The 13511-nt window shown below is 42.2% G+C and carries 12 protein-coding genes; 9 read left to right on the top strand and 3 right to left on the bottom strand.

From position 1 onward, the window contains the following. Positions 1-125 precede the first annotated feature (125 nt). Positions 126-617, bottom strand: coding sequence for a DUF3015 family protein (locus AAEY75_RS05130; RefSeq protein WP_352258840.1), 492 nt, complete (start codon positions 615-617; stop codon positions 126-128). A 501-nt stretch (positions 618-1118) separates the two neighbouring features. Between AAEY75_RS05130 and AAEY75_RS05135 the strand changes: the two genes are divergently transcribed. After that, positions 1119-1481, top strand: coding sequence for a septal ring lytic transglycosylase RlpA family protein (locus tag AAEY75_RS05135; RefSeq protein ID WP_110922100.1), 363 nt, complete (start codon positions 1119-1121; stop codon positions 1479-1481). A gap of 114 nt (positions 1482-1595) precedes the next feature. On the opposite strand, the gene AAEY75_RS05140 is transcribed toward AAEY75_RS05135, so the two are convergent. Beyond that, positions 1596-3605 carry an ATP-binding cassette domain-containing protein gene (locus tag AAEY75_RS05140; RefSeq protein ID WP_352258842.1) on the bottom strand — a complete coding sequence of 670 codons (2010 nt, stop codon included), beginning with the start codon at positions 3603-3605 and terminating at the stop codon, positions 1596-1598. A gap of 475 nt (positions 3606-4080) precedes the next feature. Between AAEY75_RS05140 and erpA the strand changes: the two genes are divergently transcribed. From erpA to AAEY75_RS05180, 8 genes are all read left to right on the top strand, one after another. After that, positions 4081-4461, top strand: a complete 381-nt coding sequence (gene erpA / locus AAEY75_RS05145; protein WP_110922102.1) for an iron-sulfur cluster insertion protein ErpA — start codon at positions 4081-4083, stop codon at positions 4459-4461. A gap of 351 nt (positions 4462-4812) precedes the next feature. Beyond that, the gene (gene gshA / locus AAEY75_RS05150; RefSeq protein WP_352258845.1) at positions 4813-6387 is read left to right on the top strand and encodes a glutamate--cysteine ligase; all 1575 of its coding nucleotides are present in this window, start codon (positions 4813-4815) and stop codon (positions 6385-6387) included. Positions 6388-6449: 62 nt separating this feature from the next. Next, a complete protein-coding gene (locus tag AAEY75_RS05155) occupies positions 6450-6965 on the top strand; it encodes a disulfide bond formation protein B (RefSeq protein ID WP_197215476.1) in 516 nt (171 codons plus the stop codon). Positions 6966-7461: 496 nt separating this feature from the next. Then, positions 7462-8094, top strand: coding sequence for a copper resistance protein NlpE N-terminal domain-containing protein (locus tag AAEY75_RS05160; protein WP_197215474.1), 633 nt, complete (start codon positions 7462-7464; stop codon positions 8092-8094). A 301-nt stretch (positions 8095-8395) separates the two neighbouring features. Further along, positions 8396-9865 (top strand): UDP-N-acetylmuramate:L-alanyl-gamma-D-glutamyl-meso-diaminopimelate ligase, encoded by a 1470-nt coding sequence (mpl, locus tag AAEY75_RS05165; protein ID WP_197215472.1) that lies wholly within the window; start codon positions 8396-8398, stop codon positions 9863-9865. A gap of 286 nt (positions 9866-10151) precedes the next feature. Continuing rightward, a complete protein-coding gene (locus tag AAEY75_RS05170; RefSeq protein WP_201549709.1) occupies positions 10152-10406 on the top strand; it encodes a GlsB/YeaQ/YmgE family stress response membrane protein in 255 nt (84 codons plus the stop codon). A 218-nt stretch (positions 10407-10624) separates the two neighbouring features. Then, entirely contained in the window at positions 10625-11173 is a 549-nt protein-coding gene (gene def / locus AAEY75_RS05175) for a peptide deformylase (protein ID WP_194196239.1), read from the top strand. 134 nt (positions 11174-11307) lie between these two features. Further along, the gene (locus AAEY75_RS05180; protein ID WP_352259005.1) at positions 11308-12483 is read left to right on the top strand and encodes a type III PLP-dependent enzyme; all 1176 of its coding nucleotides are present in this window, start codon (positions 11308-11310) and stop codon (positions 12481-12483) included. A 92-nt stretch (positions 12484-12575) separates the two neighbouring features. Here AAEY75_RS05180 and AAEY75_RS05185 read toward each other — a convergent pair whose 3' ends face one another. Further along, on the bottom strand, positions 12576-13481 hold the full coding sequence (locus AAEY75_RS05185; RefSeq protein WP_352258849.1) for a secretin GspD/PilQ domain-containing protein: 906 nt from the start codon (positions 13479-13481) through the stop codon (positions 12576-12578). Positions 13482-13511: the final 30 nt, after the last annotated feature.

The raw sequence follows: 13511 nt of genomic DNA on the forward strand, positions 1-13511 counted from the left end.
ATCCAGACACCCTAAATACATGAGCAATAAAAAACACGTAAGCGCTAGGCTTACGTGTTTTCATCATAAAATAATCAAAAGCTTCCGCATTCAAATAATAGTTGAATACCTAATACTTTTAATCTTTAGATAGCACAGCTTTGCTTAACGATATCAAATAGCGCTTCTGCATTTTGATCTTGCGTAGCAGTACGATAAGCAGAAGTTTGAGCATATTGACCATATTGTGCACGTACGCTAGCAGCTGAATCACAGTTGGCAACACTCTGTAGTGCTGATAAATGAGCGCCTTGGCCTGAAGCTAGGTCTTTTTCTACACTTGGGAATGCTTCTTTGATCAAGACAGCAGCTCTAACATTACCACCTTGGCAAGTAGCAGGAGACATAGAGTCAGAAGTAGCCGCTGTTGTACCTAAATCCCAAGTCACGTTAGAGATAATAGCAAGGATAGGGCTTGAATTACCGAACAAAGCACCACCGATACCACATTGCTTATAAATCTGTTCGATAGTACGGCCGGTATCTGCTGTCTTGAAGTTAGAACCAAGGTCAGCATTCGCTGTGCTAAACGGAATCATTGCGGCGACAACTGAAGCAAATACAATTTTTTTCAACATAAAACTTCCTTAAAGGAGGATAAAAGATAGGTTATCCGGTAATACAATCAAATTTATTTTGAGTATTTTTGATAGATATTCCAGAACATTGTTTAACCTTGCGCATTGTACAAAATAGTAAGAATATAGCAAGGTTTTTTTACATTAGTTTCGATATTTTTGATTGGGCTTATTGGACGTTAATTATGCTATATGAACAGTTTCAGTCTTTATATATTACCTATTTATGTCGTGTTGCTAGCTCTCCAGTATTTTGTCGAGCTCTTTATAAGAATCAATCTCTATAAGACCATTTTTAGAACTTATTATCTTATTACTTATTCCAAAAAATGTCTTTTTCCCTTAAAAAACAGGCATTTGACCCTAAGAGTTTTTTTACATGACAGTAATAATATGACAAGCTCCTTCTTGTAAAATCCCCCTATTATTCATACTCATAGGGAGTATAGATAACGTAGGCAAGAGTATCTGTCTATCTTATAAATTGCTTAAAGGTATTAAATGTCTTATTTAATCAAGTCTTTAGTTATCACTTTATCACTACTGCTTAGTACCACTGTTTTCGCTGGCAACACCAGTTATTATGGTAGCAAGTTCCACGGGAAACGTACGGCTAGTGGTAGTATCTTCAACATGAACTCATTGACCGCTGCGCATCGCACGTTACCGTTCGGCACGAAGGTACAAGTAACCAACCAAAAGACAAAGCAGAGCGTAATCGTAAAAATCACTGATAGAGGACCTTTTATTCGAGGCCGTATTCTTGATTTATCGAAAGCCGCTGCTGGTCAAATAAACTGTCAATTGTGCACGACCACAATGGAAATACTCTCTTATGGTGATGGTAAATACCGTAAGGAATAATGTAATAAAAAGGGAGAGCGTTAGCTCTCCCTTTTTTATGCCTGCTTATATAATCTAAAAACTGCTGAACAAACACTCAAAACCTTCTGATTGCAGTTCTCTATATAACCCCCTCTACTTGGCAGCAGATTCTATTTCCTCTAACGTCGTCATCGATAGCAATAGTTTCTCTTCGTTATTACTATGCTGCTGTTGTAGTGCTGTTTGCTCGTTGAGTAGAACAAGCAGATCAGACTTACGACTCTCTTCATACAATGTTGTATCCGCAAGCTTCTCTTCAAGCGTCACAAGCTGGCCATCAATCTTAGCCAATAGTTTTTCTGTGTCTTCTATCTCACGGCGAATAGGAGCAGTAAGTTTGCGTTGTTCAGCTGCTAATTTACGCTGCTCTTCTTTACTAAGTGTAGGTTCGGCAGCTTTACTCTTTGATGAAGTATCAGATGCTTGACTGGTATTTGTTTCACGTGAAACAAACTTCTTGCTCTCTTTTTTACTTTTTTTCTTACCAGTGTTTTTATCTGATGAATTCTCTTGCTTGCGTTTTTCTGCCAACCATTTGCCATAGTCGCCGATATCACCATCGAACTCTTCGATAATACCGTCATGTACCAAATACAACTCATCACAAACGTTAGCAATCAATTCACGATCATGCGAGACCAAGACTACTGCCCCTTCGAAGCCTTGTAGCGCGATGGTCAATGCTTGACGCATCTGTAAGTCTAAATGGTTGGTTGGCTCATCAAGCACCAAAACGTTCGGGCGCTGCCAAACAATTAATGCTAGCGTCAAACGTGCACGTTCACCACCTGAGAACAGCTCGCTTGGGGTGTCAATACGATCACCACGGAAGTCAAAGCTACCTAAGAATGAACGTAGCATCGCATCAGACGTTTTGCCTGCTAGACGACGCAGCATCTCTATCGGTGTTGCCTTGGCGTCTAAGATGTCCATTTGATGCTGGTTAAAATAGCCCAGTTTCAGCGTATCAGACATACGGTACGTGCCTGTTAATACACCAAGCTCGCCAACCAATGCCTTAATCAGTGTAGATTTACCTGCGCCATTCATACCTAGTAAGCCAAGACGCGTATCTGGCGTCACCTGTACATTGGCATTATGCAGCAGTGGTACGTCGCTATAACCAATATCTGCTTTTGTCAGCTCAATCAGCGGTGAGCTCATATTGGCTGGTTCATAAAAGCGGAACGAGAACGGGTTGTCCGCCATCATTGGTGACAATTCTGCCATACGCTCAAGTTGCTTGATACGGCTCTGGGCCTGTTTGGCTTTACTGGCTTTGGCACGGAAACGACGAATAAAGTCATCCAAATGTGCCTTGGTCGCTTCTTGCTTCTCAAACGCTTGCTGCTGCTGCGCCATACGCTCATGACGCGTGCGAATAAACTGCTGATAGTTACCCGTATAAAGGGTGATTTTTTGTTGTTCTACATGCAAAATATGACCGACTGTCGCATCCAAAAACGCTTGGTCATGCGAGATGACAATCACCAGACCCATAAAAGCATTGATCCACGTTTCTAGCCAAAGGATCGCATCCAAATCCAAATGGTTGGTCGGCTCATCGAGTAACATAAGATCAGCACGGCTCATCAAAGTTTTGGCGAGGTTCAGACGCATACGCCAACCACCAGAAAAACCTTCTACTGGTAGCTCATGCTGATTGGTATTGAAACCCAAGCCCGCCATAATTTGTGCGGCTTTAGTTGGCGTACGATAGCCATCAATTTCATCAAACTGCTGATGCAATATGCCAATCTGCTCATCACTAACGCTACTCAAATCATTCAATGAAGCATTAATCTCATACCACTGCTCATCACCACTTAATACATAATCAATGGCCGTCTGCTTAGTCGCGCCAACTTCCTGCGCCATATGTGCCACATGCCAGCTATCAGGAATGCTCACTTCGCCCTTATCAAGGGTAACTTCAGTATCGCCCTTACCCATTCGCGTGAGTAATAAAGCGAACAAAGTAGATTTGCCTGTGCCATTATTGCCTGTTAAGCCAACCTTGTGACCCGGATGTAGCTGGAAGCTTGCACCTGCAAACAATTCACGACCATCACGGCGAACACCAACGTCTTTAAATTCGATCATATAATTTCTTCATCTCAACAGTAATATAAAAAATAAGGCAATAAAAACACACATCTGGCATGCTAACTGGCGGCTATTATTTCAAACGCTTGCCCGATAGGCAAACGATTAAATAACTATTTCAAAACTAAGTATTTATTCAGATAAAAAGCCTTTGGTTTTATAATCAATTATCAGGGCCACAAAGGCTTACATTGAATGCGATAAATTCGATTAGCAGCGTCACTCTTGACAAACGATTCGCGACCCCCATTATGATATACTGCTAAAAGATAAGTGCTCACAATCAATAAAGCGTGGTGATGGCACAAATACCAGCTTGATATGGCACAAACAGCTTATATTGCTCCAATAGCTTTATCCTAATAACAGCACCCAATTAAATCAAACGCCGTGCGTATCTTTATTTGCAACCATTTCATTGCAAACCCAAACAGGACGACGACCGCATTTGATCCTAGCAACTGAGGTAGATATGAACGAATCAGCCAACCAATTTAGTCCAAGCTCCAGCCAGCCAGTAGATCCTACGGTACTAAGCCTAACCGATAGTGCCGCACAAAAAGTACGTCGCCTACGTGAAGAAGAAGGTGATAGCGACCTTATGTTACGCGTCTATGTGACTGGCGGTGGCTGCTCAGGTTTCTCTTATGGCTTTAATTTTGCCAATGAGTTGAATGAAGATGATGCCAACTTTGACAATGAAGATGTGACCTTAGTGGTAGACTCACTAAGCTACCAGTATTTGCAAGGTTCTACTGTTGACTATACTGAAGGGTTAGAAGGCGCACGCTTTATCGTGACCAACCCGAACGCAACGACTACTTGTGGCTGTGGCTCTTCATTCTCAATCTAAATTAGCGGTATCCGTGAGTGTTCATTCAGATGCCCTAGTTATTGGCTATAGCGATGATAAGTAGCTTGACGTCATCTATTAAAAGCATCTATCTGCTAGGTAGGTGCTTTTTATTCACTTGGTTTTATAGTGCATAAATGACACGTTATTCAAAAATCAGTGTGGCTTAAATATCCGCTGACATTCAGACAGATAAGCCATTGTAAAGCTTATCGTATTTGTAATCGTCCGTGGTTTTCAAGGCAGCTTTGAGCTAAACTGACGGAATTATTAATCCAATATTTACCTCTTTTATGGTCGAACGCTAGTCGTGTTTTGATCCTCCATAATAAATAACAATAGATGACTATTATGAGTAATTTTGCGAGTAGCTTTGTGAACTTTGAAATCCCTAACTGGTTTGACAGCAAGCATTTAGCGGGCATGTTACGCGGTATCGAAAAAGAAGGTCTGCGCGTTAGACCTGATGGGTATCTGGCCCAAACACCGCACCCAGCCAAACTTGGATCAAAACTCACCCATCCATTTATCACCACCGATTATTCAGAAAGCCTGCTTGAGCTCATTACTGACCCCAAGACTTCACCAAAAGAAACGCTAAACATGCTGCGTCAGTTGCATGTATTGGTATATCAAGCCATGCCTGAAGGTGAGCTGATGTGGCCACTGTCGATGCCTTGCATGCTGTCATCAAAAGATGAAGACATCCCATTAGCTGATTATGGTAGCTCTAATACTGGTAAGCTCAAGACGTTATATCGTAGTGGTTTGGGCATTCGTTATGGTCGCCGTATGCAGACGATTGCTGGTTTGCATTATAACTTGTCTTTCGGTGACGGACTCTTTGACGTTTGGCAAGCGCAAACACCTACCGCGCAAGACCAAACGCCAACAGAATTCAAAAATGAAAAATACCTTGGGCTTATCCGTAACTTCAAGCGACTAACCAGTCTGGTTCTCTATCTATTGGGTGCCAGTCCAAGCGTTTGTCCTTGTTTCTTAGCGGGTCGCGAGCATGATTTAGAACTGCTAAACAACTCAACCTATTATAAGCCGACCGCCACTAGCCTGCGTATGGGCAAGCTTGGCTATACCAATAGTGTGCAAGAGCAGCTCGATATTCGTTATAACTATTTGCCAGAATATGTCGAAGGATTGCGCCGTGCGATTCAAACGCCACATGAGAGCTTTGCGAAGCTTGGATTAGAAGATGCTGAAGGTAATCCTATCCAAATCAACAATCATATCCTCCAGATAGAAAATGAATATTACAGCCCTATTCGTCCTAAACAAATTGCGATGAGTGGTGAGACACCGACCGAAGCACTTGAACGTCGCGGTATTGCATATGTTGAATTCCGTGCTATCGATCTCGACCCTTATAGTGATGTCGGTATTCGTCTGTCTAGTGCCTGCTTTTTAGAAGTCATGGCACTGTATTGCCTGTTCAATGACTCTCCAGATCTACTCCCTGAGGAAGAAGAAGCACTGGCTATCAACCTTGAACGTGTAGTAAACGAGGGTCGCCGTGATGGTCTACACATCATCAATAATGGCGAGGAGCAATTGCTTGAGAGCTGGATGCTGACACATCTAGAGCGCATGCAGCCACTTGCCGCGTTGCTTGATGCTCATTATGGCGGCAATGATTACCGTGCAGCAGTTGCGTTAATGCAAGGCAAAGCAGGACACTCTGAGTCAACCATCTCAGCACAAGTCAATTCTGATAGTCAGCGTTTGGGCAGCCTATGGCAGCTTGGCTTTACTTTGGCGCAGCAGCATCGCAATTCGTTATTGCAGCAAACGCTTAGTCCAAACACTCAAGCTAAGTATGAAGTGCTGGCAGAAAAATCGATACTGCAGCAAGCAGATATCGAAAAAGCAGAAACAGAAGATTTTATGGAATTTTTGCAACAGTACCGCTAAGTTCTGATTACCATTTAACATTTAACATTTATAGCTGACTATTTTATAAGAGTAACTGCCCAATGCTAAAGCTAGCCACCTACCGCTCTTTGCAAGTGTTTTTGGTCATTATGACCGTAATCGGTATGAGTTTTGCGCTGTTTTTTCTACAGCGTCATTTGGGGCTTTTACCGTGCCCACTTTGTATTTTTCAACGTGTTGGCCTGATTGTCATGGGCAGTTTTGCTCTGATATCGGCAGTATTTAATCCCAAGTCTAAAGGCATGAGACTGCTATTGTGGCTCGGTAGCTTGATAGGCATTGGCTGGTCTACGGCAGTCGCAGTACGCCATGTATGGTTACAGCACTTACCTGCCGATTTAGTTCCATCTTGTGGCCCAGGTCTAAATTATTGGATAGACACCCTACCTGTGTTGCAAGTGTTCAAAGAAGTTTTCGCCGGCTCTGGTGAATGTGCTGAAATTGCTTGGACCTTTATAGGATTAAGTATCCCTGAACAGTCTTTGATTCTATTTAGCGTGCTGTTATTGCTACATGTGCTGATATTATGGCGTATCTTACGACCTGTCACCCCCTAGCCACACCGCTTAATAACTGCTTAACAAATATGTAAATCCCATACTTTTTACGCTACCATCCTTCATCTAGATAGATATAAATGCGATATGACTTGATATCTATTTAGATGAAAACTGCTTTACTACTAAGCGCTGCTGACCTGATAACCACCTCTGCTACGCCGTCTTGTCCAAAGCTCTCATTGCTTAAACAACACTCCCCTTCAAGCAATCCATAACAAAAATTCTACAGAGATATCTTCAATCTTTGGTATCTTGACCCTGCTTATTTTGTTTTCTCATTGGTTGATATGACTGAGATAGCTTTTACTCTGACGTTTGTTTTTGGCTAATGTTCCGTCTGCTTCGTATCATATCTTTTGGCAACAAAACCTCAAATAATGCCCTTTCAACGCTTATATTTCCCACTATCCTGCATTTCTGACGATAGAATCACATTGCTCATAGTATGGGTAATCTGCAGAAATATTATTTAAAAACTGTTTTTGGTGTGACCATGATATATTTTGCGCCTGTTTGCTCTATTACTTTGACTGTCATCAGACGCTATGGCCGTTTTTTGCTGGCATTACCTTTTTGCGTAGTCCTTATCAGCTGTGACAATGCTTCGTCTAATACTGATCAGGGTATGGTAAATGAAGTTATCCCTGTTGATGGCTCAGCGTCAGCTGACCTTACAAATAGCTTGTCAGATAATAGTGACGGGTTACAAGGCTCTGATAGTGAGCAAGATAACGCAGAAGGCCAATCACTTATTGCTGCTGCGCAACCAAGTAATGAGTCGAACACCTACCAAACACAGACAGATTCAAAGTCACATAGCAGCGCATTACAAGCGACGTTAATGGGCGATTATGGTGGTATGGTGCCTTGTTCGTCTTGTGATAATATCGATGTCACACTGAACTTATTCGCTGATGGCTCAGTACTCAAGACCAGTATTTACAATAGTCCTGAGACGCCACGTTCACCGCTTTTTGAGTCTGGCATCTATCGTCAAGATAATAATAAGATTACGATTGTCTACCAACAAAAACAGATTGAGACCTATAGTATTCAAGACAATCATCTTATATTGATGGACGAAAATAAGAGTCCTAATAATGACTATACCTTGTCACGTAAATAAGACTGTAGGCAGACCGTCAGATATCAACAAGTTCGAATAAATAAACACCTAAGCCAATACACCAAACAACGCCTACTTTTAAGGCGTTTTTTATTGGTCATCTAATAGTGTTTACTTTACAATGAGTGGCTGTTTACCCTGTTGATACTTTGATGACTGCTTGCTCATTCTGCAATAAAGGTCCTTGGTACGGGTAATATGTAGGCGGGGTTCGACCTATAATAATCAGCTGTTTATTCTGCTGATATTACAAACGACTTTACGTTTTCATTCTTTCAATTTATGCTCATACGGAACGTCTATGCACATTCATATTCTTGGTATTTGTGGTACTTTTATGGGCTCGTTGGCCTTACTAGCGCGAGAACTTGGGCACACCGTAACTGGCTCTGATGCCAATGTGTATCCGCCTATGTCCACCCAATTAGAAAATGCAGGCGTCACTATTGAAGCAGGCTACCTGATAGAACATTTGCAGCCAGCACCAGACTTGGTCGTTGTCGGTAATGCGATGAAGCGCGGCATGGACGTGATCGAATATATGTTGGACACAGGACTACGCTATACGTCAGGGCCACAGTTTTTATCTGAGGAAGTGTTGCAATCGCGCCACGTGATAGCCGTAGCAGGTACTCATGGCAAGACCACAACGACGACCATGCTCGCTTGGATATTGCACTATGCGGGTATCGATACTGGGTTTTTGATCGGTGGTGTACCATTAGTCGATACAACGGATGAGCGTCTACAACAAGTCTTTGCGCACAGCAGTTATTTAGGTGCAGAAAAAGCGAGTGATGATAGCTCAGATACTGGCTATTTTGTCATTGAAGCCGATGAGTATGACTCTGCATTTTTTGATAAGCGTTCAAAGTTTGTGCATTATCGCCCGCGTACCGCCATTCTAAATAATCTTGAATTTGATCATGCTGATATCTTTGCAGATCTCAACGCAATTCAGACTCAATTTCATCATATGGTGCGTATGATTCCAAGCACTGGCAAAATCATCATGCCAGCAGCGACCGCCAGTTTAGAAGACACGTTGGCAAAAGGCGTTTGGACACCTGTTTGGCGTACATCAGTGGTTGATAAGAGCGCCGCTGACAACCTTGTAAATGATAGCGACTGGCAAGCTGAGCTTATTAGCGAAGATGGTAGCCAATTTAAAGTAAGATTCAGCGAAGACCTTGATTCTGCCGCCACCGTCAATTGGGCAATGAGCGGCATCCATAATGTTAATAATGCATTAGTTGCGGTATCCGCAGCTTACAATGTGGGTGTCAGCGTCTCTACTGCTTGTGCCGCTTTGTCTGCTTTTGCTGGTATCAAACGCCGTATGGAGCTGATCGGTGATGTAAATGATATCTTGGTCTTCGATGATTTTGCCCACCATCCAACCGCTATTACCACGACGTTAGATGGTGCCAAAAAGAAGCTGTCTGACAGACGTATTTGGGCTATTATCGAACCACGTAGCAATACAATGAAAATGGGCATTCATCAAGATAGTCTAGCCGAATCTGCTGCACTCGCTGACCATACACTGTGGTATGAGCCTACAGGTCTTGAATGGGGTTTAAGAGAAGTCATCGAACGCGCTAATGCTGCAAATCCGAATATGGGCAACCAACAAGTACTGTCTAGTACTGACGCTATCATTGAATATATCGGCACACATGCACAATCAGGTGATGCGATTGTCATCATGTCTAATGGCGGCTTTGAAGGGATTCATCAGCGTCTATTAACGGCTCTACATAGTAAATAACTGAGCTGAATATAGTTTTATTAAAGTGAAAGCGTGGCATTGTTATCGACGAGCCACGTTTTTTTTGGTTTTAATAAGCATCAATCACGACCAACGTTTGCGACTTTACTACCTTTGTAACCTTTCATTTACTTATCCTATCTTCATATTAGCAAATCAATGGATTTCCTCACATAGCTCATACACTGGTAACATTTCGCGCTTACCTTTACTTCGACGCAGTGCTTACAATGTACCTATCAAAACGAGAAAATTACTATAAATGATAATAAGTTAGGAGAATACTATGGGTTTTATTTGGATGATTATTGTAGGACTGGTCGCAGGTTTATTGGCACGAGCTATTAAGCCAGGCAGTGACCCTATGGGTTGGATAATGACTATCGTATTGGGTATCGTCGGTGCTTTAGTTGGTGGTTTACTGGCTAACCTAGTCGGTATCGACGCTGATGGCGGTTTCACTGGTCTTATATTCTCAGTTATCGGTGCGATCATACTACTGTTTGCATATGAGATGATTACCAACAAACGCGGTGTATAATCGATCACAGTATTGATTGCAATTCAGTAATGACAATATAAAGAGAAGGCCTTGCTGATTGCGAGGCCTTTTCATTTGCCATACGATAAGCCCTCACCTTCGTTATTTGGTATTAGGAAGAGGTGATAGTTGCGGGAAAGTATTGATAAACATTACTTTTGCCCCCATTTATCTTATAATATCAACCCTATTTTATCCTTATCATTGAGGTAAGCGTTATGGCTTTACTCCCTATCTTAAATTATCCAGATCCACGCCTGCGCACACTTGCCAAGCCTGTCAAAGAAGTGACTGCTGAAATAAAAACCTTAATCGCGGACATGATCGAAACGATGTATGACGCCCAAGGTATTGGTTTGGCTGCCAGCCAAGTGGATCGCCATATTCAACTTATCGTCATGGATTTATCAGAAGATAAAGATAGCCCTAGAGTTTTTATTAACCCAAAGGTGACGCCGCTAGTAGAAGAGAAGCAACCGTATGAAGAAGGTTGTTTGTCAGTTCCTGAGGTTTATGATAGCGTTGAACGTCCAAACAAAGTACGTATTGAAGCCTTGGATGAGAATGGCGAAAAAATCGACGAAGAAGTAGAAGGCTTACTCGCGGTATGTATCCAACACGAAATGGATCACCTAAATGGCGTCATATTCGTCGATTATTTATCACGTCTAAAACAGACTCGCGCGCGCGATAAAGTACGTAAAGTCGTCAAAATACGTGAAAAGCAAGGCGAACAAACCGCTGAGCCACAGCCTACCAACTCTTAATGATTCATCATATAAATTGATTGTCATATAAACTCACATCAGCTAAATATTACTAATGGCTCGATGGCAATATTATGATACTCGTTTTACCCTATAACATGTGCTGTCTATACTAAAGGTTCCCTACCATGACCATGATCAAAATTGACCAATATTTTGACCCTGCCAACTGGCAGAAATTCACCAAAGCTGCTGAAGGTCGTGAGACACCGTTTTTGATGGTGGACCTTAGCCGTATTAAGACCAAGTATCATGAGATGGTTGGGTTTTTTCCTAATGCTAAAATTCATTATGCCATGAAGGCCAGTCCTGCTGTTCAGGTCATCAATCTATTGGCTGAGCTGGGTTCAAACTTTGACTGTGCGTCAATTTATGAGCTTGACCGTGTGCTTGATTGCGGTGTTGAGCCATCACGTATCTCTTATGGCAATACGATTAAAAAAGCGGATCATGTCAAATATGCCTTTGAAAAAGGCGTTGATCTATATGCGACTGACTCAGAAGCCGATTTAAAAAATATCGCGAAGCATGCGCCTGGCTCTAAAGTATTCGTTCGTATTTTGGTTCAGGGTTCAGAGACTGCTGAGTGGCCGCTATCACGTAAATTTGGCTGTCACCCTAATATGGCGATTGAGCTATTGATTCAAGCCCGAGATTTAGGCTTGGTACCTTACGGTATCTCGTTCCATGTTGGCAGTCAGCAAAAAGACGTTGCCGCTTGGGACGATGCATTAGCGAAGGTCAAATATATGTTTGACTGGATGAAAAATGAAGAAGATATCAAGCTACAAATGATCAATTTGGGTGGTGGTTTTCCAGCCAACTATATCAGCGAAGTAAACCCTATCAAAGTTTATGCTGAAGAGATTACGCGTTATCTGACAGATGACTACAACGAAGAGGACATGCCTGAGATTATTCTTGAGCCAGGCCGTTCATTAGTCGGTGGTTCAGGCGTTCTAGTCAGCGACATCGTTTTGATTTCTCGTAAATCTCATACTGATTTAACACGTTGGGTCTATACGGATGTGGGTCTATTCCAAGGCTTAATCGAAACATTAGGGGAAGCCATCAAATACCCTGTCTATACGCCTAAGATGGAAACATCAACCAGCGAAGGTACTGTGGTATTGGCCGGTCCAACGTGTGACTCAACTGATATCATGTATGAAGAAGCGGGTTATCAGTTACCAGAAGAGTTAGAGATTGGCGATAAAATCTATTGGCTAACCACTGGTGCCTACACCAATTCTTACTCATCAGTTGAATTCAATGGTTTCCCACCATTAGAAGTGATTTACATTGACTAGTTTTTTGCTCTACTGTTAATAAAAAAGCGCGGCACTGATATCAACAGTGCCGCGCTTTTTTATGCTCGTTTAACGATATCATTGATAAACAGCTACTGTACCAAGAGTGAAATAGGCACACTATTATTACTACTGATTGCCTGATTACCGCCATAGCTGGTACTTTGGTTTTGACTGTTTTGAGAAATTTGTCCAATAGTCACCCATTGTCCACGAGGCACGATAATCGTACTGTTCAGACTTTGACCTTGAATAGCATTATTAACAGAATCGCTGCGATTATAAGGTGAATTGGATCGCACCAGTTTTTCTTCTACTTGAGACAACTGTACTTCGACTTGGTCATTAGGCAGCAGTCTTGGTGTTACTGCAATTCCCTGTGTCGTTGGTAACAGTACTTGCTGCTGAATAATAATCTGTGGCTTTAGATTATAGTTATTTGCATAGCGATTGCTACTATAATCCTGAGTTAGAGAGTAGAGCGTGCCAGTGCTGATACTTGCTGCACTGCCAGATAAGGTTTTTATTTGGTATGAATTACTGCCCTGCTGCTGACTGTTATTTTGATTAATGATACCTGACCCTTGAATACCACGATTAGTAATAATGACCTGACTTTGCTGGATACTACTCTGAGCGCTGCTATCATTGCCGACGCGTATTGAGATGGTTAACGCTTGTGGTTGGCCATCTATTTGAGTCAAGAGCTGCTGCACTGCTTGATAATTAGCCGCTGTGGTGTTCAGTACTAATTTGTCTTGATAAGTTGTGACTGTACCGCCGTCACGGCTGCTGTCTAACTGCTGACGCACCGCAGGTAGTAATGTGTCACCGCCATAAGTATGAATAACATAAGTCTGATAAGTGGCAGCTTGGACAACGACAGGCAGAGCCACCAGACTGATTGCAAAGACTGTTTGACCTACGCAGCCAATATTTTTACTAGCAGTAATAGCACTGCTAAGCACCTTTATCAAACTCCGTCTAAACGTATTCATGTTTGGCTCCTAGCAGCGACTCATCATTTA

It is taken from the genome of Psychrobacter sp. TB55-MNA-CIBAN-0194, assembly GCF_040309505.1.
GTDB classification, from domain to species: Bacteria; Pseudomonadota; Gammaproteobacteria; order Pseudomonadales; family Moraxellaceae; genus Psychrobacter; species Psychrobacter fozii.